The 24,532-nt window shown below is 75.0% G+C and carries 22 protein-coding genes, 1 tRNA gene and 1 other RNA gene; 10 read left to right on the plus strand and 14 right to left on the minus strand.

The genetic code is table 11. The features are described from left to right. Positions 1–13: 13 nt before the first annotated feature. Both rnpB and ACI79E_RS17485 read right to left on the minus strand, forming a co-directional pair. Positions 14–414, minus strand: an RNA gene (gene rnpB / locus ACI79E_RS17480) — RNase P RNA component class A. Between the two features lie 53 nt (positions 415–467). After that, a complete protein-coding gene (locus ACI79E_RS17485) occupies positions 468–1,190 on the minus strand; it encodes a PIG-L deacetylase family protein (protein ID WP_456933836.1) in 723 nt (240 codons plus the stop codon). Positions 1,191–1,393: 203 nt separating this feature from the next. On the opposite strand from ACI79E_RS17485, the gene ACI79E_RS17490 reads away from it, so the two are divergent. Then, positions 1,394–1,870: a nucleoside deaminase gene (locus tag ACI79E_RS17490; protein WP_456933837.1), complete on the plus strand. Its 477-nt coding sequence runs from the start codon at positions 1,394–1,396 to the stop codon at positions 1,868–1,870. Here the strand turns inward: ACI79E_RS17490 and ACI79E_RS17495 are convergent. Then, the gene (locus tag ACI79E_RS17495; protein WP_456933838.1) at positions 1,867–2,571 is read right to left on the minus strand and encodes an alpha/beta fold hydrolase; all 705 of its coding nucleotides are present in this window, start codon (positions 2,569–2,571) and stop codon (positions 1,867–1,869) included. The genes ACI79E_RS17490 and ACI79E_RS17495 overlap by 4 nt on opposite strands. Before the next feature lie 160 nt (positions 2,572–2,731). On the opposite strand from ACI79E_RS17495, the gene ACI79E_RS17500 reads away from it, so the two are divergent. The 4 genes from ACI79E_RS17500 (at position 2,732) to ACI79E_RS17515 (ending at position 6,353) form a co-directional block, all read left to right on the plus strand. Further along, complete coding sequence (locus ACI79E_RS17500; protein ID WP_456933839.1) at positions 2,732–3,487, plus strand: sulfite exporter TauE/SafE family protein; 756 nt, start codon at positions 2,732–2,734, stop codon at positions 3,485–3,487. A gap of 69 nt (positions 3,488–3,556) precedes the next feature. Further along, the gene (locus ACI79E_RS17505) at positions 3,557–5,845 is read left to right on the plus strand and encodes a putative bifunctional diguanylate cyclase/phosphodiesterase (protein WP_456933840.1); all 2,289 of its coding nucleotides are present in this window, start codon (positions 3,557–3,559) and stop codon (positions 5,843–5,845) included. Continuing rightward, positions 5,842–6,042 (plus strand): hypothetical protein, encoded by a 201-nt coding sequence (locus ACI79E_RS17510; RefSeq protein ID WP_456933841.1) that lies wholly within the window; start codon positions 5,842–5,844, stop codon positions 6,040–6,042. Before ACI79E_RS17505 ends, ACI79E_RS17510 begins: the two co-directional genes overlap by 4 nt. A gap of 92 nt (positions 6,043–6,134) precedes the next feature. After that, complete coding sequence (locus ACI79E_RS17515) at positions 6,135–6,353, plus strand: hypothetical protein (protein ID WP_456933842.1); 219 nt, start codon at positions 6,135–6,137, stop codon at positions 6,351–6,353. A gap of 16 nt (positions 6,354–6,369) precedes the next feature. On the opposite strand, the gene nadA is transcribed toward ACI79E_RS17515, so the two are convergent. The 4 genes from nadA to ACI79E_RS17535 form a co-directional block, all read right to left on the minus strand. Next, on the minus strand, positions 6,370–7,401 hold the full coding sequence (gene nadA / locus ACI79E_RS17520; protein WP_456933843.1) for a quinolinate synthase NadA: 1,032 nt from the start codon (positions 7,399–7,401) through the stop codon (positions 6,370–6,372). A gap of 120 nt (positions 7,402–7,521) precedes the next feature. Beyond that, positions 7,522–8,616: a bifunctional RNase H/acid phosphatase gene (locus ACI79E_RS17525; RefSeq protein WP_456933844.1), complete on the minus strand. Its 1,095-nt coding sequence runs from the start codon at positions 8,614–8,616 to the stop codon at positions 7,522–7,524. After that, positions 8,613–9,353, minus strand: a complete 741-nt coding sequence (locus ACI79E_RS17530; protein ID WP_456933845.1) for a zinc ribbon domain-containing protein — start codon at positions 9,351–9,353, stop codon at positions 8,613–8,615. The genes ACI79E_RS17525 and ACI79E_RS17530 overlap by 4 nt, the downstream gene beginning before the upstream one ends. A 4-nt stretch (positions 9,354–9,357) precedes the next feature. Then, the gene (locus ACI79E_RS17535; RefSeq protein WP_456933846.1) at positions 9,358–10,194 is read right to left on the minus strand and encodes a Nif3-like dinuclear metal center hexameric protein; all 837 of its coding nucleotides are present in this window, start codon (positions 10,192–10,194) and stop codon (positions 9,358–9,360) included. Between the two features lie 152 nt (positions 10,195–10,346). On the opposite strand from ACI79E_RS17535, the gene ACI79E_RS17540 reads away from it, so the two are divergent. The 3 genes from ACI79E_RS17540 to ACI79E_RS17550 all read left to right on the plus strand — a co-directional run bounded on the left by ACI79E_RS17540 (position 10,347) and on the right by ACI79E_RS17550 (position 14,788). Then, positions 10,347–12,257, plus strand: a complete 1,911-nt coding sequence (locus ACI79E_RS17540) for an FUSC family protein (RefSeq protein WP_456933847.1) — start codon at positions 10,347–10,349, stop codon at positions 12,255–12,257. A 93-nt stretch (positions 12,258–12,350) separates the two neighbouring features. Further along, entirely contained in the window at positions 12,351–13,751 is a 1,401-nt protein-coding gene (locus tag ACI79E_RS17545) for a WS/DGAT/MGAT family O-acyltransferase (protein ID WP_456933848.1), read from the plus strand. A gap of 38 nt (positions 13,752–13,789) precedes the next feature. Beyond that, positions 13,790–14,788 carry an NAD-dependent epimerase/dehydratase family protein gene (locus ACI79E_RS17550; RefSeq protein WP_456933849.1) on the plus strand — a complete coding sequence of 333 codons (999 nt, stop codon included), beginning with the start codon at positions 13,790–13,792 and terminating at the stop codon, positions 14,786–14,788. 1 nt (position 14,789) lies between these two features. Here the strand turns inward: ACI79E_RS17550 and ACI79E_RS17555 are convergent, their stop codons facing one another. After that, positions 14,790–15,683, minus strand: coding sequence for an alpha/beta fold hydrolase (locus ACI79E_RS17555; protein ID WP_456933850.1), 894 nt, complete (start codon positions 15,681–15,683; stop codon positions 14,790–14,792). A gap of 174 nt (positions 15,684–15,857) precedes the next feature. Here ACI79E_RS17555 and ACI79E_RS17560 point away from each other — a divergent pair, with 174 nt between their 5' ends. Next, positions 15,858–16,661, plus strand: a complete 804-nt coding sequence (locus tag ACI79E_RS17560; protein WP_456933851.1) for an esterase/lipase family protein — start codon at positions 15,858–15,860, stop codon at positions 16,659–16,661. Positions 16,662–16,709: 48 nt separating this feature from the next. On the opposite strand, the gene ACI79E_RS17565 is transcribed toward ACI79E_RS17560, so the two are convergent. The 5 genes from ACI79E_RS17565 to ACI79E_RS17585 all read right to left on the minus strand — a co-directional run bounded on the left by ACI79E_RS17565 (position 16,710) and on the right by ACI79E_RS17585 (position 20,065). Then, positions 16,710–17,510 (minus strand): alpha/beta fold hydrolase, encoded by an 801-nt coding sequence (locus tag ACI79E_RS17565; RefSeq protein ID WP_456933852.1) that lies wholly within the window; start codon positions 17,508–17,510, stop codon positions 16,710–16,712. A 10-nt stretch (positions 17,511–17,520) separates the two neighbouring features. Further along, positions 17,521–18,768, minus strand: coding sequence for an LLM class flavin-dependent oxidoreductase (locus ACI79E_RS17570; protein ID WP_456933853.1), 1,248 nt, complete (start codon positions 18,766–18,768; stop codon positions 17,521–17,523). Between the two features lie 179 nt (positions 18,769–18,947). Next, positions 18,948–19,019 (minus strand) — tRNA-Val (locus ACI79E_RS17575). A gap of 106 nt (positions 19,020–19,125) precedes the next feature. Then, positions 19,126–19,587 carry a peroxiredoxin gene (locus tag ACI79E_RS17580; protein ID WP_456933854.1) on the minus strand — a complete coding sequence of 154 codons (462 nt, stop codon included), beginning with the start codon at positions 19,585–19,587 and terminating at the stop codon, positions 19,126–19,128. Between the two features lie 52 nt (positions 19,588–19,639). Further along, positions 19,640–20,065, minus strand: a complete 426-nt coding sequence (locus ACI79E_RS17585) for a DUF3052 domain-containing protein (protein WP_097204297.1) — start codon at positions 20,063–20,065, stop codon at positions 19,640–19,642. Positions 20,066–20,450: 385 nt separating this feature from the next. Between ACI79E_RS17585 and aceE the strand changes: the two genes are divergently transcribed. Next, positions 20,451–23,252, plus strand: a complete 2,802-nt coding sequence (gene aceE, locus ACI79E_RS17590) for a pyruvate dehydrogenase (acetyl-transferring), homodimeric type (RefSeq protein WP_456933855.1) — start codon at positions 20,451–20,453, stop codon at positions 23,250–23,252. 52 nt (positions 23,253–23,304) lie between these two features. On the opposite strand, the gene ACI79E_RS17595 is transcribed toward aceE, so the two are convergent. Then, complete coding sequence (locus ACI79E_RS17595) at positions 23,305–24,507, minus strand: M20 metallopeptidase family protein (protein WP_456933856.1); 1,203 nt, start codon at positions 24,505–24,507, stop codon at positions 23,305–23,307. Positions 24,508–24,532: the final 25 nt, after the last annotated feature.

The following is a 24,532-nucleotide window of genomic DNA, read 5'->3' on the forward strand; positions in this document are numbered from 1 at the left end:
CAGCGGCGGGCGACGGACGAGTCGGCCTGTACGCCGGGTTCTGTCCACGGGCGCCTCGCGGCGTCCCGATGGGCGGTCATCCATCTAGGCCTGCCGTTGCCGGCAGGCTCCAGCGGTCCACCCGCAGGCATCGGGCGGGCAGCCCTCGAACGCCTGCGCAGGACGGCGTCTCCGCCGTCCCTCTCGACCTTGCTCCGGGTGGGGTTTACCGAGCCACACCGGTCACCCGGTGTGCGGTGGTCTCTTACACCGCCGTTTCACCCTTACCAGCGGCGGACCGCTGGCGGTCTGTTCTCTGTGGCACTGTCCCGCGGGTCACCCCGGGTCGCCGTTAGCGACCACCCTGCCCTGTGGAGCCCGGACGTTCCTCGGCGACGGGGTCTCCCCCGCCGACGCGACCGCCCAGCCGACTCGTCCGTCGTGGCCCCAGTCTAGAGACAGCCCCGGGCGGGGGACGGCCGAGGCCGTCAGCCCCAGTAGAGGCGGAAGCCGACCCGCCGCTCGCCGTCCTCGGTGAGCGTCGCCATGTCGATCTGTCGACGTGCCTGCTCGTCGACCGGCTCGTCGGACAGCACCTCCAGGTACCGCCGGTGCTCGCACAGCGAGGCGACGGCCTTCTCCACCGCGCTGGCGACGTCGACCACGTGCGGCGGCTCCTCCCCCGCCGTCTGCACCGCGATGTACTGGACGCCGGTCCAGCGCGGCTCGGTCAGCTCCGGGAAGATCCACTCGTTGGCGGCGTCGGCCACGGCGTCCAGCACGCTCCGGGACAGCGCCCGGTGGTCGGGCGAGTTGAGGACCCCGGGCGTGGTGCCGGGTGCGGTCCAGGTGTCGCCGCCGTGCAGGGTGACCACCAGGTCGGGGCGGTGCCGGCGGATGGCGGCGGCGAGGTCGCGGCGCAGCGGCAGCCCGGCCTCGAGCACGCCGTCCCGGTGGTCGAGGAACTCCACCTCGGAGACGCCGACGACGGCGGCCGAGCGCCGTTCCTCCTCCTCGCGCAGCGGCCCCGCCTCGGCGGGGGTGAGCCCGGCGATGCCGGCCTCGCCGCGGGTGGCCAGCAGGTAGTGGACCTCCTTGCCGGCCGCGGTCCAGACGGCGACCGCGGCGGCCAGGCCGTACTCGATGTCGTCGGGGTGGGCGGCCACGACGAGGGCGCGCTGCCAGTCGTCGGGCATCGGCAGGGGCGGCATGGCGGGCAGTGTCCTCCCGGGCGGGGGCGGCGGGCGAGGCTCACCCGCGCGCCGACCGCGAGGTCGCCGGACTGCGGGTCGAACCACCCGCCGAGGGCCTCCACCACGCCGTCCAGCGTCGTGCCCCGCGAACCACGACCCGTCCCGTGCCAGGGACGACCCTCCGGGGCCCGCCACTCACCGCCGTGCACCACCATGGCGACGTGGTCGACGACGCAGACCGTGCCCACCTCCGCCGCTGTGTGGAGCTGGCCCGCGCCGCCCTCGACGACGGCGACGAGCCCTTCGGCTCGGTGCTGGTCGACGCCGACGGGCAGGTACTGTTCGAGGACGCCAACCACGTCGCCGCCGGCGACGCCACGCAGCACCCCGAGTTCGCCATCGCGCGGTGGTCGGCCGCGCACCTGACGCCGGAGCAGCGGGCGGCGGCGACGGTCTACACCTCCGGCGAGCACTGCCCCATGTGCTCGGCCGCGCACGCCTGGGTGGGGCTCGGGCGGATCGTCTACGCCAGCTCGTCGGCCCAGCTCACCGCCTGGCTCGCCGACCTCGGTGCCGCTGCGCCACCGGTGCGCCCCCTCCCGATCGGCGAGGTCGCCCCCGGCGTGCCCGTGGAGGGGCCGGTCGAGGGACTCGACGAGGAGGTCCACGACCTGCACCGCCGCTTCCACCGGGGCTAGCGCGCGGCGACGTCCAGCAGCACCGCGGCCAGCTCCTGCGGCGCGCTCACCATCGGGTCGTGCCCGGTGGCCAGCTCCACGACCTCCCAGCCGGGTTGCGTGCGCGCCCGCTCGCGGGACGGCTCGATGCTCGCCAGCGCCGGGACGCTGCAGTCGACGTAGGTGCGTGGGCGGGCCGCCCAGCGCTCGCCGTCGAAGGGCAGCGGCTGGTCGTAGACGCCGCCGGGCTGCGGCGTCTGCCGCCGGTCCACCCACGCGGCGTCGGCACCGGCCAGCCCGAAGGCCGACGCCGGTGGCGGCGGGATGACCCCCGTCTCCCGGATGACGGCCCGCCGCTCCTCCCGCACCGCCGGGGGGTTGGGCGTGGACCAGGACTCCCCCGGCGCCGGGACGACGCCGTCGACGTAGACCAGCCGGCCGACCCCCTCCCCGAGCCGGTCGGCGGCACCGGTGACCACCATCCCGCCGTAGCTGTGCCCCACGAGCACCGCGTCGCGGCACTCCTCGGCGCGCACGGCCGCGACCACGTCCTCGACGTGCGTCGCGAGGGTGATCGACGGCGACAGCTGGTGTGCCCGCTCCCCGAGCCCGGACAGGGTCACCGGGACGACGTGGTGCCCGGCGGCCCACAGCGGCGGGAGCACCCGTCGCCAGCACCAGGCCCCGTGCCAGGCGCCGTGGACGAGGACGATGTCGGTCATCGGGTCATCGTGCCGGGGTGCGCTCCCGGTCCGCCTGCGGGGCCGGCCCGCCCGCCGGCGCCGACGCCCTCCCGCGGGTCGGCGGGTCGACGACGGGGCGACCGGCCGCTCCGCTGTGGGTCCGTCGCCCCCGCGAGGGCCCACCGTAGGCTCGCCGACCGTGTCCGCCCTCGACCTGGCCACCGCGGCGGGCGTCGCCCTCATCGCCGGCGTCATCAACTCCGTCGCCGGCGGCGGGTCGCTGATCCTGTTCCCCACCCTGGTGGCGCTCGGGCTGGGCACCGTGGCCGCGAACGTCACCAACTCGATCGCCCAGTGGCCCGGCTACCTCGGCGGGGTGCTCGGCTTCCGTCGCGAGTACGCCGGCCAGCGCGGGCGGCTGCTGCGCTTCGGGCTGGTGGCGCTGCTGGGCGGCACGGCCGGCAGCGTGCTGCTGCTGACCACCCCGACCGAGGCCTTCGACGTCGTCGTCCCCGCGCTGGTCCTCCTGGCCAGCCTGCTGCTGGCCCTGCAGCCGCTGCTCACCCGACGGCTGCGCGGCGCCGAGGACGGCGTCCCCCGACCGGACCCGTGGTGGCTGTACGCGGCGCTGTTCCTGGCCACCGTCTACGGCGGCTACTTCGGCGGCGCGCTCGGCGTCATCCTCGTCGGCGTCCTCGGGGTGGGCCTGCACCGGCTCAAGCTGGCCAACGCGCTGAAGTCGGCGCTGTCGGCGGTCACCGCCACGGTCACCCTCGTCGTCTTCGGCATCTGGGGGCCGGTGGACTGGCTGGTGGTCGCCGTCGCCGCGCCGGCCAGCCTGCTCGGCGGGTTCGTGGGCGCGCGGATCGCCCGCCGCATCCCCGTGACGCCGCTGCGGGTGTTCATCGTCGTCTTCGGCGTCGCCGTCTCGGCCTACCTGTTCGCCCGCCTCTGACCTGCCTCGTTAGGGGGAACCGGCCGCGCGCGCGTTCACCGGCGGTGCCCGGCGGTCGATCCAGGGGACATGCCCCCCACCCCGTGCGCCCGGCTGCTCCCCGGTGCACCCCGATGGGCGCTCGGGCTGGCCGTGGTCCTCGTGGGCGTCCAGACGACCGCGCCGCTGACCGGCGCCGCCGCCCGTGGGGGGCCGCTGGGCGTCCTGGTCGGCCTGGCCCCGTACGCGCCGGTCGCCGGGATCCTCCTCTGGCGGGCGCTGCGGGTGCCGCACGAGCGCGCGGTGTGGATGCGGCTCGCACTCGGTGTCGTCGTGCTGGGCTCGACGTCCGCCGGCCTCGCCGTCCTGGCCGCCGGCGTCCCCGCTGCGCGTGGCCTGGCCGGTCCGATCGGGCTCTGGCTGCCGGTGCTGGCGTTCCCCCTCTTCTACGGCGCCCTGGTCCGGTGGAACCGGTACAGCACGACGCTGGCCGACCCGAGCGACGTCCTCAACGGGGTGTCGGCCGTGCTGGCCGTCGTGGCCGTCGCCGACGTCCTGCTGGCGTCCACCGGCGCCGCGGTGGTGGACGTCCCCGCGAGCCGGCTGCAGCCGTTGCTGGCCCAGGGCGCGGTCGGGTTCGTCCTCGTCGGGACGGCGCTGTCGCTGGCCTCCCTCGGGTCGATGGCCCGGGACCCCCGCATGTGGCTGGTCACCGCCGCCTTCAGCGGCCACCTCGTGGCCGGCGCCGGTGGCCTGCTCCCCGGTGGCCGGCCGTGGTGGGCGGCCGGGGTCGAGTCGATCGGGTTGCTGTGCCTCGCCGTCGCCGCGACCCTGCGGTCGGCGCGGTCCGCCCCGCAGCCGACCGACCCGACGGCGTCGACCGTGGGCGCGTTCGTCGTCATCGTCGCCGCCATCGGGGTGCTGGCCTCGGGCGGTCTCACCGACCTGCCCGCCGCCGCGACCTGGTGCGCGGCGCTGGCGGCGCTGGGGTCCGGGGTCCGGCTGCTGGTGAACGTCCGCGAGCTCGCGCTGCTCGCGGTGACCCGGCGGGAGGCGCTCACCGACGAGCTGACCGGGCTGGCCAACCGCCGCGCCGTCCTGCGCCGCGCCGCGGAGCTCACCCGCGCCGGCAGCCCGCTGGTCTTCGCGCTGCTGGACCTGGACAAGTTCAAGGAGGTCAACGACGGCCTGGGCCACTCCGCCGGTGACGAGCTGCTGCGCCTGGTCGCCGCCCGGCTGGAGCCCCTCCTGCGCACCGGTGACCTGCTCGGCCGGCTCGGTGGCGACGAGTTCGCGATCGTCGCGCTGGTGGAGCACGGCGTCGCCCCCGAGGACACCGCGGCCGCGCTGGGCCGGCGGCTGTTCGCCGAGCTCGGCGAACCGTTCCGGGTCGGGGGCATGTCGGTGCACGTGGCCGCGAGCGTCGGCCTCGCCTGCTGGGAGGGGCCGGTGCCCAGCAGCGCCGGCGGCGGGACGACCGGGCTGCTCCTCCAGCAGGCCGACACCGCGATGTACGACGCCAAGCGCACCGGCGCGGGGGTGGCCGTCTACGACCCCGCCCGGCACGGCGAGAGCAGCTCGCACCTGGCGCTGGTCGAGGAGCTGCGCACCGCCCTCGCGACCGGTCAGCTGGTGCTGCACCACCAGCCGCAGCTCGACGTGGCCAGCGGCGCGACGCTCGGGGTGGAGGCCCTGGTGCGCTGGGCGCACCCGGTGCGGGGCCTGCTCGGGCCGGCCGAGTTCCTGCCGCTGGCCGAGGTGCACGGGCTCATGCGGCCGCTCACCGACGAGGTGCTGCGTCAGGCGGTCACCCAGGCCGCGACGTGGCGCCGCGGCGGGCGGCACCTGCGGGTCTCGGTCAACCTGTCGGCCAGCAACCTTCTCGACACCGACCTGCCCGAGCGGGTCGCCGACCTGCTCGACGGGGCGGACGTGCGGCCGGAGCAGCTCGTCCTCGAGGTGACTGAGAGCGTGCTGCTCAGCGACCCGGAGCGCAGCCTGGCCGTCGTGGGGCGGCTGGCCGACCTCGGGGTGACCGTGAGCATCGACGACTTCGGCACCGGCTACTCGTCGCTGTCCTACCTGCGCGACCTGCCCGTCGCCGAACTCAAGCTCGACCGCTCCTTCACCGTCGACCTGCTCACCGACGCCCGGACCGAGGCCATCGTCGCGAGCACCATCGAGCTGGCCCACCGGCTGGGCCTGCGGGTGGTCGCCGAGGGCGTCGAGCACCCCGCGACCCTCACCCACCTGGCGGCACTCGGCTGCGACGAGAGCCAGGGCTACCTGCACTCCCCGCCGCTGCCGCCGGCCGAGCTGGAGCGCTGGCTGGACCGGGCCGGCGCTCCCCGGCGGATGACCGAGCTGCTGCGGTCATGAGCTCGCCGTCCGTGCCGGGCGGCGTCGACATCGGCCCGGACCTGACCTACGCCGGGTCGCTGGCCAACCTGCTGTGGCGGCGGGCCCTGGGCCCGGGCGCGCCGTCCGGGGCGCGGTTCAGCGCCGTCGGGCTGGCCACCGTCCCGCTGACCCTGCTGGCCGCCACCACGGCGCTGTGGGCGGCGTTACAGGTCTGACGCGCCGGACGGGTGTGACGGACGGGTCCACGGCGAGGGGACACGCGCCCGCGGTGCCCGGACCGGCGGCCGCGGCTGCCTACCGTCGGGCCATGCGCGAGAACCGACTCCCCCCGGTCCCGACCGCCCCCGAGAGCCCCGCCGCCCGGGCGCAGCGACTGCACCTGGTCGCCGCCGCCCGCGTGGCCGCGGTGCGGCCCACCTCCCAGCAGCAGGTGTCCGACATCGTGCGGGTCACCGTCGACGACGAGGTGGACACCCGCACCTTCAAGGCGATCGTCGCCGACCTCTCCACCGCCGTCCGGCCCTGATCGCCGGCCGACGGCCCTACTCGCCGCCGCGGCCCGGCTCGCCGATCGCGATCATCGCCTCGACCGCCCGCCGGGCCCGCGCCGCGGTCTCCGGGTCGACGTCCACGGCGCCCTCGCCGGTGCGCAGGGTCCGCAGCAGCTTCTCCGGCGTGATCATCTTCATGTAGCGGCAGGCGGCGCGGTCGTTCATCGGGATGAACGCCGTCCCGCTGTTGAGCGCCCGCAGCTGGTGCAGGATGCCCACCTCGGTGGCGACCAGCACCTGGCTCGCCGAGGTCCGCGCCGCCTCCTCGACCATGCCACCGGTGGAGAGCACCCGCGTGCGCTCGGCGGGCAGGTCGCCGTGGCTGACCAGGTCCAGCACCGAGGTGGTGCAGCCGCACTCGGGGTGCACGAGGATCTCGGCGTCCGGGTGCGCGGCCACCTGCGCGCGCACGTCGGAGGGGCTGATGCCGGCGTGCACGTGGCACTCACCGGCCCAGATGGAGATGTTCTCCCGGCCCGTGACCCGCTTGACGTGCGCGCCGAGGAACTGGTCCGGGCAGAAGAGGACCTCCCGGTCGGCCGGGATCGAGCGGATCACGTCGGCGGCGTTGGACGACGTGCAGCAGATGTCGGTCTCGGCCTTCACCGCGGCGGTGGTGTTCACGTAGCTGACGACGACGGCGCCCGGGTGCTGGGCCTTCCACTCGCGCAGCTGGTCGGCGGTGATCGAGTCGGCCAGCGAGCAGCCGGCCGCGTGGTCGGGCAGCAGCACGGTCTTGTCCGGCGACAGGATCTTCGCGGTCTCGGCCATGAAGTGGACGCCGCAGAAGACGATCTCGCGGGCGTCGGTCTGCGCCGCGACCCGCGACAGGTACAGGGAGTCGCCGGTGAAGTGGGCGACGTCCTGGATCTCGGGGACCTGGTAGTTGTGCGCCAGGATCACCGCGCCGCGCTCGTCGGCCAGCCGGCGCACCTCGGCGGCCCAGCTCTCGTACTCCGCGGGCGACAGGGTGCGCTCGTCACCGACGACGGCGGACGTGGCGGGCGCGATGGTGGCGGTCACGGAACTCCTCGGGTGTGGGCGTGCGGCCCCATGATCCACCGCACCGGCGGCCGGGTGTGGTGCGGGGCACCCCCTGCAACGCCGGTCCCCGACCGCCCCTTCCCGGCGGGGGGACCCGGCTCAGCGCAGGTGGCTCGTGTCGTTGACCAGCCGGACGGCGGAGCGCCCGTCGGAGCTCCACGCGACGGTGCACAACGACGCCGCCTCGAGGAACACCCGGTGGACGACGTCGTCGGGCACGTCGAGGCCGGCCGCCAGCAGCAGCTTGATCGGCGTCACGTGGCTGACGACGAGCACCGTCCGCCCGGCGTGCTCGCGCAGGATACGGGCGCGGGCCCGGCCCACCCGGACGCTGACCTCGGCCACCGACTCCCCGCCCGGGGCCGCGACGGTGACGTCCTCGGAGAACCGGCGGGTGGCCAGCGGGTGCTGGGTGCGGGCCTCCTCGGCGGTGAGCCCCTCGAGCCGGCCGAAGTCGAGCTCCACGAGGTCGTCGTCGAACTGCACCGGCAGCCCCAGCGCCCCGGCCACGACCTCCGCGGTCTCCCGCGCGCGGCGCAGCGGCGAGGAGACGACGACCTCGATCCCCAGCTCCGCCGCCCGGTGGGCGGCGGCCTCGGCCTCGGCGCGCCCGGTGGCCGACAGCGGCAGGTCGTTGCGGCCGCTGTACCGGCGCTCCGGGGTGTGCTCGGTGCGGCCGTGCCGCAGCAGGTGGGTCAGCGTGGTGACGGCGGGCGCGGGCGCGGCGACCGGCTGGACGTCGTCCTCGGTCGTCGCCGGCTCGGCGGCGAGGTCGCGGCGCACCGGGCGGCCGTCCATCGCGCTGTTGGCCAGGGCGTCGGCGGCGCTGTTCTGTGCCCGCGGCACCCAGGTGTAGCGGACGCCGCCGAGCTGCCGGGCGATCTGCTGGGCCTGCAGGGCCAGCTTCTGCATGTCCGGGTGCTTGACCTTCCAGCGACCCGACATCTGCTCCACGACGAGCTTGGAGTCCATGCGGACCTCGACCTCGGCGCTCGGGTCGAGGTCCAGGACCGCCTGCAGCCCGGCGACCAGGCCGCCGTACTCGGCGACGTTGTTGGTGGCCCGGCCGACCGACTCCGCCCGCTCGGCGAGCACCTTCCCGGTCTGCGCGTCACGCACCAGCGCGCCGTAGCCCGCGGGGCCGGGGTTGCCGCGGCTGCCGCCGTCGGCCTCGACGACGAGCCTCCGGCTCACAGCCCGCTCTCCGCGGTGCGGACCAGGATCCGGCCGCAGTTGTCGCACCGGACCACCTCGTGCGGGTCGGCGTTGCGCACCGCGGCGAGCTCGCGGCCGAACAGCTCCAGCCGGCAGCCCTGGCACTGGCGGGCCTTGAGCATCGCCGCGCCGGTGCCGCCGGTCTGGCTGCGGATCCGCTCGTACAGCGCCAGCAGGTCCGCCGGGATGGTGGCCGCGGCCGCGCTGCGGGCGGCCTCGTGCCGGGTGGTGCCGTCGGCGATGTCGGCGAGGGCGTCGTCGCGCAGCTGCTCGGCCCGCTCCCGGTCGGCCACCGCCCTCGCCTGCCCCTCCTGGGCGCGGGCCAGCGTGGCCTCGGCGGTCTCGAGCTGCTCCATGAGCTCGAGCTCCTGGTCCTCGAGGTCGGACTGGCGGCGGGCCAGCGAGTCCAGCTCGTGCTGCAGGTCGGTCATCTGCTTGGCGGAGACGCTGCCGGAGTCCAGCAGCCTCTGGTCCTTGGCCGCCCGCTGACGGACGGTGTCGACGTCGCCCTCCAGCCGCTTGACGTCGCGCTGCAGGTCGCGCACCTCGGTCTCGGCGCGCACCACCTGCTCGGCGAACTCGCGCTCCGCCTCGGCGGCGCTGTCGACGGCGGCCAGTTCCGGCAGCGTGCGCCGGCGGTGGGCCAGCTGGGACAGCGCGACGTCCTCGGCGGCGAGGGCCAGCAGCTTCTGCTGGTCGAAGTGGTCGGCCTTCACCCGCTCAACCTACCTGCGCCGGCGGTCGCGCCCCGGCGCTGCAGGTCCACGGGTCGGTGCGCCGGTGCGAGACCGCCACCTCCACCTGTCCGCCCAGGTCGCGGCGGAGGACGTCGGCGGCCACCGGCAGCCACGGCCACTCCGAGGCGAAGTGCGCGACGTCGCACACCGCGGGGCCGGGCGCCTCCTGCGACTCGGAGACGGGGTGGTGCCGCAGGTCGCTGGTCAGCAGGACGTCGGCACCGGCGGCCGCCGCGACCGGGAGGAGGGAGCCCCCGCTGCCCCCGCAGACGGCGACGGTCTCGACGCGGCGGCCGGGGTCGCCCGCGGCCCGGACCCCGCCGACGGTGTCCGGCAGCGCGGCGGCGACGAGGTCGGCGAACCGCTGCAGGGTCAGGGGCTCGGGCAGGCGGCCGACGCGGCCCAGCCCGGCGCGCGGGTCGCCGGCCGCCGGCTGGAGGGGGGTGGTGTCGCGCAGGCCGAGCGCGGCGGCGAGGGCGTCGTTGACGCCGGAGTCGGGCGCCCGGTCGGCGTTGGTGTGGGCGACGAAGAGCGCGGCCCCGGCGCGGACCAGCCGGTGCACCAGGCGCCCCTTGGGGTCGGTGGCCGGCACCCCGTGGACCGGGGTCAGCAGCAGCGGGTGGTGGGTGACCAGCAGCTGGGCCCCGGTCTCCAGCACCTCGTCGACCACCGTGGACACCGGGTCGACGGCGAACAGCACGCGCCGCACCGGCTCGTCGGGGTCCCCGCAGACGAGGCCGACGGCGTCCCACTCCTCGGCGAGCGCGGGGTCGTAGCGGGCCTCCAGGGCGGCGACGACCTCCCCCAGCGTCACGGTCACGGGCCGGACTGTAGGGGAGCGCCGGGTCCCCGCCGACTCCCCCGGCAGCAGCGTGCCCATGGCGCGGCGCACGCGCGGCACCGACCGGGGTGGAAAGCTCGGGGACCGTGGCGGAGAGGGGCCCCCGGGCACCGGCGTGGCTCGAGGAGCTGGTGCGGACCAAGCGCCCCCCGGTGCCGTGGCGGGACGTCGTCCGGTTCGCGGTCGCCATCCCCGCCCCGCTCGCCGTGGCCGTCGTCGTCGGCGGTGGCGTGGCGCCCGGTCCGGAGCTCGGCGCCGGTGTCTTCGGCACCATGGGCGCCCTCGTCACGACCCTCGCGCCGCAGGCCGGGCCGCTGCGGGACCGGCTGCGCCGCATCGCCGCCGCGGTGGGCTTCGGCACCGTCGGCCTGCTGGCCGGCCAGTACGCCACGGGCGGCGGGTGGCAGCCGGTGGTCGTCGTCGCCCTGCTGTCGGTCGTGGCGGCGCTGGTGAGCGGCGTCAACGCCGCGCTGTCCCTGGGCGGGCTGCAGCTGCTCGTGTACACCGCGCTGTCCTCCGGGCTGGTCACGGAGCTGTCCACGGCCGAGGAGGTCGGCTTCTTCCTCGCCGGGGCGGCGTGGGCGACGCTGACCTCGCTGGTCCAGGCCCGCACCGAGCTGCTCGACCCCGACCGCACCGCCGTCGCCGCCGTCTTCACGCGCATCGGCGAGCTGCTCACGGCCAGCGGCACGCCGGGGTCCGACGACGCCCGGCGGGACCTCACCACGGCGCTGAACGCCGCCTACGACCGGGTGATCCGCAGCCGCAGCCTCTCCTCCGGCCGCACCAGGGAGCTCTCCGAACTGGCCGGGGTGCTCAACGCGGCCGCACCGCTGGTCGAGGGCACGGTGGCCGCCGCCCGCGCCGGCGTGCCCGCCGACCCGCAGGACGTCACCGCCGTCCACGCGCTGGCCGCCGCGCTCACCGGCACCCGCGACCTGCCGGCCGAGCGGCCCCCCGCCCTCGAGGACGGGCTCCCGGCCCGCCGGGCGGTGCGGCACGGCGTCCGGCTGGTGTGGAACGTCGTCGGTGACCCCGAGGAGCGGGCCGGTGCCGCCGCCCCCCGACCCGAGGTGGACCTCCGTACCCGGCTGCGGGAGCTCGCCGACCGCACCCTCGCCAGCCGGGACACCCGCGACTTCGCCCTCCGCCTGGCGCTGTGCATGTCGATCGCCGAGGTGGCCCGGCAGTACCTGCCCGTCCAGCGTCCGTACTGGGTGCTGCTGACGGTCGCGATCGTGCTCAAGCCGGACTACGGGTCGGTGTTCAGCCGGGCCGTGCAGCGCGGTGCGGGCACCGTGCTCGGCGTGCTGCTGGGCTCGGCCCTGCTGGCGGTGCTGCCCCGCGACGCCTGGGTGCTGGTCGCGATGGCCGCGACGGCCGCCGTCCTGCCCTGGGCGCGGGCGGCGAACTTCGGCCTGTTCGCGGTCTTCCAGACGCCGGTGATCATCCTGCTGCTCGACCTGGCGCTGCCCAGCGACCCGGGCCTGGTCGGCGCGCGCCTGGTGGACACCCTCATCGGCTGCGCCATCGTGCTCGTCTTCGGCTACCTGCTCTGGCCGCAGACCTGGCGGGCTCCGCTGGACGAGGCGCTGCGCGACGCCGCGCTGGCCCTCGACGCCTTCGTCGACGCGGCGTTCACCGGCGGTCCCGTGGAGCGGCGCCGCGCCCGCCGCCGCAACTACCGCGCCCTCACCGAGCTGCAGACCCAGCTGCAGCGCCGGCTGGCCGAGCCGCCGCCGGTGAGCACCCGCGCCGCGGCGTTCTGGCCGGTCATCGTGCAGTTGGAGCGGACCTCGGACGCCGTCACCGAGGCCGTCATCTCGACCCGCCAGGGGGAACCGGCGCCCGACCTCGCCCAGGTCGCCGTCCTCCGCCGGGCCATCCGGGAACTGGAGGCCGACATCGAGGCCCACCGCCCGCCCGACGACGCCGAGATCCACGCCGAGGGGGTGCTGGCGCCCGTGGCCCGCGAGGTGGACGCCGCCCGCCGACTGGTCCGCGACGCCGCCCCCGGCCGCCCTCGCCCCGGGGAGGGATGACCGGCGCCGTCCCGGTGGACGCGACCGGCGGCTCGTGGTCGGCTTGCAGCCCCAGCGAGGACGACGAGAGGTGGGCTGCCGACCGTGGACCGCATGAGCCCGACCGATGCCGGCTTCTACTACGCGGAGAGCGAGAACACCCCGCTGCACGTCGGCTCGGTGTCGGTGTTCGAGGGGCCGGCCCCCTCCTACGGCGACGTCGTCCGGCTGCTGCTGGCCAAGCTGCCCCTGGTCCCGCGCTACCGGCAGCGCGTGCGGGAGGTCCCGCTGCAGCTGGGCCGGCCGGTGTGGGTCGACGACCCGCACTTCCAGATCCTGTACCACGTCCGGCACGCCGCGGTCCCGAGCCCGGGCGGCGACGAGCAGCTGCGCAACCTCGCCGGCCGGGTCCTGGGCCAGCGCCTGGACCTCGCCAAGCCGCTGTGGGAGCTCTACCTCGTCGAGGGCCTGGAGGACGGCCGCTGGGCCCTGATCTCCAAGGTGCACCACTGCATGGTCGACGGCGTCGCCGGCACCGACCTCATGCAGCTGGTCTTCGACCTGAGCCCCGACGCCACCCACCCCGAGCCCCAGGACTGGACGCCGCAGCGCACCCCCTCGGGTCTGTCGGTCGTCGCCGGCGCCGTGCAGGACGCCGTCACGCACCCCCTGCGCCAGCTCACCCGCCTGCCCGGTTCCGGCGGCCTGACGCAGGCCTCCAAGGAGGCGGTGCGGACCAGCCGGCAGCTCGCCGCCGGCCTCCCCGCGGCCGCCCGGCGGGTCACCAGCCCCGTCGCCCGGTCGCTCAACGGCCCGATCGGCCCGCACCGGCGCTGGGCGTGGACCGAGGCGCAGCTGGCCGAGCTCAGGAGCGTCCGGACGGCGCTGGGCGGCACCGTCAACGACGTCGTCCTCGCCGGCATCACCCGCGGCTTCCGCGACCTGCTGGAACGGCGCGGCGACCTGCGCGACGGGCTGGTCGTGCGCTCGATGGTGCCCGTGTCGGTGCGCCAGGCCGGTGAGCGCAACACCCTGGACAACCGGATCTCCGCGGTCTTCGTCGACCTGCCGGTCGGCGAGGCCGACCCGGTGGCGCGGCTGACCTCCGTCCGCCGGCAGATGGACGACCACAAGCGGACCCTCGCCGCGGTCGACGCCCGGTCGATCATCGCGATGGGCGACTTCGTGGCGCCCACGCTGCTCGCCCTGGGCGTGCGGGCGGCGCTGGCGACCGGTCAGGTGCTCGGCCAGACCGTGACCACCAACGTGCCCGGGCCGCGGGTCCCCCTCTACGTGCTGGGCCGGCGGATGTGCTCGGCGCACGCCTACGTGCCGATCGCCGGCGGCATGCGCGTCTCGATCGGCATCTTCTCCTACCTGCAGACGATGACCTTCGGCATCAACGCCGACTTCGACGCGTTCCCCGACGTCGACGTCCTGGCCGGGGGCATCCGCCGCGGGGTGGAGGAGCTGGTCGCCGCGGCCGGCGACGGCGCCGCGTCGGCCACCCCCTGACCGGTTCGGCCCCGTCCACGGTGGGGTAGCCGACCGCCGTGGCCGCCGCAGAGACCGACCTGACCGTCGCCGTCACCGGCCCGACCGGCACCTTCGGGGCGGGACTGCTGCCGCTGCTGCAGGCCGACGACCGGGTGCGGCGGGTCGTCGGCATCGCCCGGCGGCCGTTCGACCCGGCCGGGTACGGCTGGACGAAGGTGGAGCACCGCCGGGGCGACGTCCGCGACGCCGACACCATGCGGGCCGCGCTGGCCGGCGCCGACGTCGTCGTCCACCTGGCGTTCTCCGTCACCGGCAACGCCCCGCGGCGCACGGTGCGGTCGATCAACGTCGACGGCACGCTGACCGTCTTCCGGGCCGCGGCCGAGGCCGGCGCCCGCCGGTTCGTGCACGCCTCCTCCGTCGCCGCCTACGGGTGGCACCCGGACAACCCGGAGCGGATCGGCGAGGACTGGCCGGTGCGGCCGGCCGCCCGGCTGTTCTACGCCCGGGAGAAGGCCGAGCTCGAGCACCTGCTCGAGGCCGAGGCGGCGGCCACCCCCGGCCTGGCGCTGTACCGGCTGCGCCCGACGGTCGTGCTGGGCCCGCACGCCGCCGGCGCCAAGGACGTGCTGCCCGGCCCGCTTGCGCCGCTGGGCCGCCGGCTGTTCGGCCGCCCCCGCCGGCTGCCGGTGCCCCTGCCCGTGCTCGTCCCCGAGCTGCCGGTGCAGTTCGTGCACGAGGAGGACGTCGGCCGCGCGCTGCAGCTGTGCGTCGTCGGGGCCGGCCCGCCCGGGGCCTACAACATCGCCGGGGACGGCGTGCTCACCGCCGCCGACGTCGTCCGCGAGCTCGGGGCGCTGCCGGTCCCCGTGCCGGCCGCGCCCGCCCAGCTCACCGCCCGCGCCGTGGCCCGGCTGCCGTTCCTGCCGCCGGTCGCCGAGTGGGTGGAGGCCCTCAGCCGGCCGGCGATCATGGACACCTCCCGCGCCAAGGAGCAGCTGGGCTGGCGGCCGCGCTTCACCGGGCTGGAGGCGCTGCGGGCCACCCTGCGGTGACTCAGGCGACGGCGGGCAGCCAGTCGAGCAGGTGCCCGGCCAGCCGCTCGGGGCACTGCAGCTGCGGCACGTGCCCGACGTCGGCGAGCTCGACGTAGGTCCAGTCGGGGTGCCGGCGGGCAGCGTCCCGGGCCGCGGACACCGGCACGAGCCGGTCGCGGTCGCCGTGCACCAGGAGCACCGGGACGTCGACGTCGGCCATCGCCCGCCGGACCAGCCGCGGGTCGGCCAGGAGCAGCAGCAGCGACCGGGCCGCGGTGAGGAAGGCGCGGTCCATCCCCGCCACGTCCTGCCGCTCCTCGATCAGCGCCGCGGAGCGGTCGACGAGCCGCGGCGGCAACGTGGCCGGGTCGACCCCGCACAGCTCGAGCATGTCGGTGACCGTGCCCCGCGCGCCCCGCCGACGGTGCCGCGCCGCGAGGTACCGCTCCCCCACCCCGGGCAGGGCGTAGACGAGGAAGTCCCGGGCCACGGCGGGGTCCAGCCGGCCGCGCGGGCCCGGGACGGCGGGGTCGACCAGCACCAGCCCGCTGACCCGCGCGGGTGCCCGGGCGGCCTCGAGCAGCGAGATCATCCCGCCCATCGAGTTGCCGACCAGCACCACCGGCGCGCCGGTCACGTCCCGGATGAAGCGGTCGAGCACGGCGACGTTGTCGCGGACCCGTGTCGTCCGGCCACCGGGCTCGCTGCGGCCGAAACCGGGCAGGTCGAGGGCGTGCACCCGCCCGTGCGGGGTGAGCAGCGGCGCCAGCAGGTCCCAGTTGAGGTGCGAGCCGCCCAGGCCGTGCACGAGGACGAGGGTCGGGCCGTCGTCGCGCCCGCCGAAGTCGACGTGGTGCACCGGACCGTCCAGGTCCGCGGTCAGGCTGCGCCCGGGCGCGGTCGCGTCGTCCACGCCCGTACGGTTCCACGGCCGGCGGGGACCGGCGCGCCCGGCCCGGCCCGTTGTGTCACAGGCCACAGGCACACTGCCGATGAGTCCCGGTGGGAGCGTCCGGGTGTCGCCGGCGTCCCCGGGTGGTACCGGGCGGAGGGCCGACGACACCGGTCGGCCGGCGAGGAGGACGACGTGGCACGACTGCGGGGCGATGGTCCGGCCATCCCGCTCTACCTGACCGAGCCGGGGCGCGCGGTCGCCGACCTGGGCCTCTACCTGGCCGCCCGCCCGGCGCTGGTGCCGCGGATGCCGCAGGGCGACGGCCACCCGGTGCTGGTGCTGCCCGGCCTGCTGACCGACGACTCCTCCACCCGGGTGCTGCGCTCGGTGCTGCGCCGGCTGGGCTACCGCGTCCACGGCTGGCGGCTGGGCCGCAACATCGGCCCGACGGCGCGCTGCGTCCAGGGCATGCGCGACCGGGTCGACGACCTCAGCGACCGCTACGGGCGGCCGGTCAGCCTGGTCGGCTGGAGCCTGGGCGGCATCTTCGCCCGCGACCTCGCCCGCCGGACGCCGGACTCGGTGCGCCAGGTGGTCACCCTGGGCAGCCCGTTCCGGCTGACCCGGCACAGCCAGAGCCACGCCTCCCGGGTGTTCGACCGGTACAGCCACCTGCACGTGGAGCACCGGGCGCTGCCGCTGGAGCCGGACGGGTCGCCGCTGCCGGTCCCCTCGACGTCGATCTACTCCCACCTCGACGGCATCGTGCACTGGGAGACGTGCCTGGACACCCCCGGCGAGCGGTGCGAGAACATCGCCGTCCTGGCCAGCCACCTCGGCCTCGGCCACCACCCGGCGGCGCTGTGGGCGATCGCCGACCGGCTGGCGCAGCCGGAGGGCACCTGGACGCCGTTCCGCCCACCGCTGGTGCTGCGCCCGGCGTTCCCCCGCCCCGACGTACCCGGCACCGCGCAGCGGACGGTCGCCGCGGCCTGAGGCCGTCCCGCCCCCGCCGCGCGCAGCGGCAGGGGCGGGACGCCGTGGTCAGCCCTCCCGGCGGTCGAGGAAGCCCAGGACGAGGTCCCGGGTCGCCTCCGGCTGCTCCAGCTGCGGCAGGTGACCGGCGTCCTGCACCAGCTCCAGCCGCGAGTCCCGCAGGCGGGAGGTGAACTCCTCCGCGTACACGGGGTCGACCAGCCTGTCCTGCGCGCCCCAGACCAGCAGCGTGGGGGCGGTGACACGGTGGATGCGCCGGTACAGGCCCTTGTCCGGCAGCGGCCAGATGAAGTGCAGGATGCTGGCCATCCGCATCGCGGCCTCGAACAGCGCCTGGGGGTCGTCGGCCGGCGGGGTGAGCATGCCGGCCAGCGGGCTGGACGGGTCGGCGAGGACCAGCCCGGGCAGCGCCTCCGGCGGGATGCCGGCGATGTCCGGGATGGGCTTGTCCTCCCGCCAGAAGCCGATCGGCGCGATCAGCACCAGCCGGGACACCCGCCGCGGACTGTTGGCCGCCAGTTCCGCGGCGACCATGCCACCGAACGAGTGGCCGACCAGCTGGACCTGGTCGAGCCCCAGGGAGTCCAGCAGGGTGTCGTAGAACAGGGCCAGCTCCCAGATGCCCGGCAGGTGCTTCGCCAGGGCCTCGGTGTCGTTGGCCCCCGGGTGCTCGACCGCGTAGACGGTGTGGCCGGCCGCCAGCGCCTCGAGGAAGGGGTCCCAGAACAGCCCGCCGGCGCCGTGGAGGAACACGACGGGGTCACCTGTCCCGGCGACGAGCACGCGGGCCTGCATGGGGCCGACCTCGACGATGCGCTCGTCGACCTGCGCGGGTGCGGTGGTGGTCATCGGATCCTCCTCAGGCCTGCGCGCCGGCGGGCTCGGTGACGGCTCGGACGGCGGCCCCCGACGGCCACCACTCGTGGGTCCACCCCTCGGCGTCCCACACGGTGCGGATGCGGGGCATGACCTCCTCGGCGAAGAGCGTGATGTTCTTCTTGGTCAGCTCGTGCGGCATCGAGCCGATCTGCAGCAGCGCGTGCAGGTTGCCCACGCGCAGGGTCTTGGCGACCTCGATGAGCCGGTCGGCGACCGTGGTGGGGCTGCCGGCGATGATGAAGCCCTCCTCGTTGAGGGTCTTCCAGTTCTTCTCCAGGGCGGCCGCCGCGGCGATGGCGCCGGGCTGGTTGGTCTTGATGGCGAACTCGGTGCTCTTGCGGGTGCGGTAGCCCGGCGCCTCGAAGAAGTACGGCGGGATGTGCAGGCACTTGTTGAAGAAGTACGAGACGTGCTCCAGGTACTCCTTCTCCGCGCGCTCGTCGGTCTCCGAGACGCAGATCTGCTGCGCGAAGCCGGCGCGGAAGGGGTTCCGGTCCACCCCCATCTGGTCCATCGTCGCCCAGAAGCCGTCCATCAGCTTCTTGCCGAACTTCGCGCCGAAGAACGACAGGTAGCTGTAGGTGTAGTTCTTGTTGGCGGCCAGTTCCCACGTCTCGACCGACCCGCCGCCGGCCAGCCACACCGGCGGGTGCGGCTTCTGCAGGGGCTGCGGCCACGGGTTGACGTAGCGCAGCTGGTTGTACTGGCCGTTGAAGGCGAACGGCCCCTGCTTCGTCCAGGCCTGGATGATCAGCTCCTCGGCCTCCCGGAACCGCGGCCGCGTCTGGGTCGGCGGGATCCCGTAGCAGAAGTTCACGTCCATCGACGTGCCGACCGGGAAGCCGGCGGCGAGGCGTCCGTTGGACAGGACGTCGAGCATCGCGAACTCCTCGGCCACGCGCGTGGCCGGGGAGTACAGGGCCAGCGTGTTGCCCAGCACCATGATCGCGCTGTTGTTCGGCGTCCGGCGGGCCAGCGAGGCGGCCATGAGGTTGGGCGAGGCCATGAAGCCGTAGCCGTTCTGGTGGTGCTCGTTCACCCCGACCCCGTCGAAGCCCAGCCGGTCGGCCAGCTCCAGCTCGTCGAGGTTCCACTGGTAGTACTGCGCGACCTGCTTCGGGTCGCACAGCTCGGTGTTGGGTGGGGTGATCCAGATGCTCTCGTACCTCTGCTCGAAGTCCGCCGGGAGGTCCCGGTAGGGCATCAGGTGGAAGAAGATCGACTTCATGGCCATCCCTTGGCTGAGTCGGCTCGCTGGTCGGTGCGGGCTTCCGAGAACGTTGTGACTCGGGTCACAACACCGGCAGCCCAGCACTGACCGCCGAGCCGTGTCAACGGCCGAGGGCGTGCAGGGAGCCGACCGGGCGCGGCGCGGTGGAGACCGTCCGGTCGACGGAGCGGGATGGGTGGGCGCGGCAGGGATCGAACCTGCGACCGCTCGCTTGTAAGGCGAGAGCTCTCCCGCTGAGCTACGCGCCCCGCGCGCCCAGCCTAGGCGGCCGGGCGCGCGGACCCTCGAGGTGCGGGTCGGAGCCCCGTCCCGGGCCCCGCCCCAGCGTGCGGAGGGCGGGGGAACGGGCCTCGCTCAGGCCGCCAGCTGGGCGACCGCGTCCTTCCAGCCGGACTGCTCGCGGGCGTCGCCGGGCGCGTTGACCTCGGCGAAGGCGATCCGCCCCTCGGCGTCCACGAGGAAGGTGCCCCGGACCGCCATGCCGGCCTTCTCGTTGAACACCCCGTAGGCCTGGGCGACCGCACCGTGCGGCCAGAAGTCGCTCAGCAGCGGGAAGTCCAGGCCCTCCTGCGCCTTGAACGCCTTGAGGCTGAACACGGGGTCGGTGCTGATCGCGAGCACCCGGACGCCGGCGTCGGTGTAGGTGGTCAGCTCGTCACGCAGCTGGCACAGCTCACCGGTGCAGATGCCGGAGAAGGCGAAGGGGTAGAAGACCAGCAGGACCGGGGTGCCCCGCAGCTCGCTCAGGGAGACGACCTGCTTGTCCTGGTCGGGGAGGCTGAACTCGGGCGCGGCGTCGCCGACGGAGAGGCTCATGGGCCGATCGTGCCGCACGCCCGGTCGCGGCTGTGGGGCGAGGGTCCCCTCCTCAGCGGCGGCTGCGCGCGGTCTTGGGGGTGACCAGCCGGATGCCCGACCAGTCCTTGGCCGCGGAGATGCTGCTGGTCTGCGACAGCCCGGCGGTCGGGGCCACCTCGGTGACGTCGCCGGGCTCGACGTGGCCGGGACGGCCGGACTTCGGCACCAGCAGCCAGACGACACCGTCGTCGGCGAGGGAGGTGATCGCGTCGGTCAGGGCGTCGAACAGGTCGCCGTCGTCCTCGCGCCACCACAGGACGACGACGTCGGCCACCTCGTCGGTGTCCTCGTCGACCATCTCGCCACCGGAGACCTCGACGATCGAGTCGCGCAGGTCCTCGTCGGCGTCCTCGTCCCAGCCGAGCTCCTGCACGACCATGCCCGGCTTGATGCCCAGCCGGGCCGCCATGCTGGCGCTGCCCGAGTCGACGCTCATCCCTGCTGATCCTCCATGGGTTCCGATGCTGCTGACCGGTGCGCACGATCGTGCACCGTCCGGCGGTGGGTTGCTGGGTGGGGACTCACGGGCGCGGACCCCTGCCGCACGTGCGACAGCGGGGGCGGACGCCACGGGGGCCGGACACGACCAGCGGGAACGTCCCCCGCACCCTGGTCATGTCACCCCTCTCCGTCCGCACCGGTGCCCGCGCCTCCGGTCGGAGGCGCCCCGTCCGGCCGGCGGTCCCGGTCGGACGTTGGCGGAAGCGTAGGGCATGCCTGGTCAGGTGCAACCTCTCGCGGAACGGCACCGGGCGGCCGCGCCGTCCCGACACGTGGGCGGCCGGGTGACGCCGGGCGGGCCCGCGGGGGACGATGTGCGCATGAGCGCACCGCAGCAGTCGGACGGGGACCCCGCCCGCGATGCAGGTAAGGCCCGCGCGGTCATCACCAACGGGCTCCCCAGTCAGCTGGTCGACATCGACCCGGAGGAGACCCAGGAGTGGCTGGAGTCCCTGGACGGCGTCGTCGAGCACGCCGGCCGCGGCCGGGCCCGCTACCTGATGCTCCGCATGCTGGAACGCAGCCGCGAGCAGCAGGTCGGCGTGCCTTCCCTGCGCAGCACCGACTACATCAACACCATCCCGCCCGAGCGCGAGCCGTGGTTCCCCGGCGACGAGCACGTGGAGCGGCGCATCCGGGCCTACATCCGGTGGAACGCCGCGATCATGGTCCACCGCGCCCAGCGGCCGGGGATCGCCGTCGGTGGCCACATCTCCTCCTACGCGTCGTCGGCCTCGCTGTACGAGGTCGGCTTCAACCACTTCTTCCGCGGCAAGGACCACCCCGGCGGCGGCGACCAGATCTGGTTCCAGGGCCACGCCTCCCCCGGCATCTACGCCCGCGCCTTCCTCGAGGGCCGCCTCGGCGAGCAGCAGATGGACGGCTTCCGCCAGGAGGTCAGCCACCCCGGCGGCGGGCTGTCGAGCTACCCGCACCCGCGGCTGATGCCGGAGTTCTGGGAGTTCCCGACCGTCTCGATGGGCCTGGGCCCGATCAACGCGATCTACCAGGCGCGGTTCAACCGCTACCTGCACTCCCGCGGCATCAAGGACACCTCCGACCAGCACGTGTGGGCGTTCCTCGGTGACGGCGAGATGGACGAGCCGGAGTCCCTCGGCGCGATCGGCCTGGCCGCCCGCGAGGAGCTGGACAACCTCACCTTCGTCGTCAACTGCAACCTGCAGCGCCTCGACGGCCCCGTGCGCGGCAACGGCAAGGTCATCCAGGAGCTGGAGTCCTTCTTCCGGGGTGCCGGCTGGAACGTCATCAAGGTGATCTGGGGCCGGGAGTGGGACCCGCTGCTGGCCGCCGACCGCGACGGCGCGCTGGTCAACCTGATGAACACCACGCCCGACGGTGACTACCAGACCTACAAGGCCGAGGACGGCGCGTTCGTCCGCGAGCACTTCTTCGGGCGCGACCCGCGCACCCGCAAGATGGTCGAGGGCATGAGCGACAAGGAGATCTGGGCGCTCTCCCGCGGTGGGCACGACTACCGCAAGCTCTACGCCGCCTACAAGGCCGCCGTGGAGCACAAGGGCCAGCCGACGGTCATCCTCGCCAAGACCATCAAGGGCTGGACGCTGGGCAGCCACTTCGAGGGCCGCAACTCGACCCACCAGATGAAGAAGCTGACCGCCGAGGACCTCGCCGCGTTCCGCGACCGGCTCTACCTGCCGATCCCCGACGAGGCGCTGGACAAGACCCTGCCGCCCTACTACAAGCCGGCGCCGGACTCCGACGAGATGCAGTACATGCTCGAGCGGCGCCGCGCCCTGGGTGGGGCGGTCCCCCGGCGGCGGTCGGAGTTCAAGACGCTCAAGACGCCGGAGGACAAGGCCTTCGACGTCCTGCGGCGGGGCTCGGGCAAGCAGGACGTGGCGACGACGATGGCGTTCGTCCGCCTGCTCAAGGAGCTGCTCAAGGACCCGGAGCTCGGTCCGCGGTTCGTGCCGGTCATCCCCGACGAGGCGCGCACCTTCGGCATGGACGCGATGTTCCCGACGCAGAAGATCTACTCGCCGCACGGGCAGCGCTACACGTCGGTCGACCGCGAGCTGATCCTCGCCTACAAGGAGTCCGAGCAGGGGCAGATCCTGCACGAGGGCATCAACGAGGCGGGCTCCGCCGCGTCGTTCACCGCCGTCGGCACGTCGTACGCCACGCACGGCGAGCCGATGATCCCGATCTACATCTTCTACTCGATGTTCGGGTTCCAGCGGACCGGCGACGCCTTCTGGGCCGCCGCCGACCAGATGACCCGCGGCTTCCTGCTCGGCGCCACCGCCGGCCGCACGACGCTCAACGGCGAGGGCCTGCAGCACGAGGACGGCCACTCGCTGCTGCTGGCGCACACCAACCCCGGCGTCGTCAGCTACGACCCGGCGTTCTCCTTCGAGGTCGGCCACATCACGAAGGACGCCCTGCGCCGGATGTACGGCGAGGACCCGGGCGCCCCGCTGGGCGGTTCCCGTTCGCCGGACGTCATGTACTACCTGACGGTCTACAACGAGCCCTACAACCAGCCGGCCGAGCCGGAGGGCCTCGACGTCCAGGGTGTGCTGGCCGGCATGTACCGGTACGCCCCGGGCCAGGGGGACGGCCCCAAGGCGCAGGTGCTGGCCTCGGGTGTCGCGGTGCCGTGGGCGCTGCGGGCGCAGGAGCTGCTGGCGAACGACTGGGGCGTCTCGGCCGACGTCTGGTCGGTGACCTCGTGGACCGAGCTGCGCCGCCAGGCCGACGCGGTCGACGAGCACAACCTGCTGCACCCGGAGGAGGAGCCGCAGGTCCCCTACGTCACGCAGCAGCTGCAGGACACGCCCGGCCCGGTCGTGGCGGTGTCGGACTGGATGCGGGCGGTGCCCGACCTCATCGCGCCGTACGTGCCCGGCGGGATGGCGACGCTGGGCACCGACGGGTTCGGCCTGTCCGACACCCGCCCGGCGCTGCGGCGGCACTTCCACGTGGACGCCGAGTCGATCGTCGTCCGCACCCTCGGGGCGCTGGCCAAGCGCGGCGAGGTGGACCGCGACGTGGTCCGGCAGGCGGTGGAGAAGTACCAGGTCCGCGACGTGCAGGCCGCGCCGGAGGAGGAGCGGTCGGACCCGAGCCCGGCCACCTGAGCACGACCAGGCGGCGGCCCGTCTCCCCTCGGGGAGGCGGGCCGTCCCGCGTTCAGGCCAGGGCCGCCAGGGCCACCGCGGCGTGGAGGGCGGCGCCGTCGGGGAGCACGGCCTCGTCGAAGACGACGAGGTTGGAGTGGTTGCCGGCAGCGGTCGCCGGGTCCGCCCCGGGCGGACAGGCGCCGAGGAAGGCCATCGCGCCGGGCACCTGCTGCAGCACGTAGGCGAAGTCCTCCGCGCCCATGAGCGGCTCGCGCGCGGCCACGCTGCGCTCGGGCCCGAACAGCGCCGCCGCGGTGGCCCGCACCGACTCGGCCGCGTGCGGGTCGTTGACCGTCACCGGGTAGCCCTCGCGGTGCTCGAACTGCACCGTCAGCTCGTGCGCCGCGGCCACGTGCCGGGCCACGCGCTCCACACCGGCCACCATGTCGGCCCGCCGCTCGGCCGACAGGGTCCGGATGGTGCCCTCCATGAACGCCGTGTCCGGGATGACGTTGTCGGTGGACCCGGCGGTGAGGTGCGCGACGGTCAGCACGGCCGGGTCGAAGACCGGCGCGCGGCGGGTCACCGTCGCCTGCAGGGCCAGCACGATCTCCGCGGCCACCGGCACCGGGTCGGCCGCGGCGTGCGGCATCGAGGCGTGCCCACCGCGGCCCTGCACGGTCACCATCCAGTGGTCGGCGGCGGCCATCATCGGGCCGGGCCGCACGCTGACCACGCCGCTGGGCTGGGTGGAGAAGACGTGCAGCGCGAAGGCACCGCGCACCGGCGCCTCGGGGACGACGTCGAGCAGCCCCTCCTCGAGCATGTACCGGGCGCCGTGGAAGCCCTCCTCCCCCGGCTGGAGCATGAGCACCACCTGACCGGCCAGCTCGTCGCGGCGCTCGGCGAGCAGACGGGCGGCGCCGAGGAGCATCGCCACGTGCAGGTCGTGCCCGCAGGCGTGCATCGCCCCGGGCACCTCGGAGGCGAAGGGCAGCCCGGTGTCCTCGTGCACCGGCAGGGCGTCCATGTCGGCCCGCAGCAGGTACGTGGGCCCGGGCCGCGCGCCGCGCAGGACACCGACCACCGAGCTGGTCGACTTCCCGACGGTCACCTCCACCGGCAGCGCCGCGAGCTCCTCGAGCACGGTGGCCTGGGTGCGCGGCAGGTGCAGCCCGATCTCGGGGTGGCGGTGCAGCCGGCGGCGCAGGTCCACGGTCCGGTCGGCGTCGGCCCGCGCCGCAGCGAGGACGTCGGCGGTGGGGGTCGGCATGCCCCCACTCTCCCCCAGGGAGGCC

The organism is Geodermatophilus sp. SYSU D00079 (genome assembly GCF_054050635.1).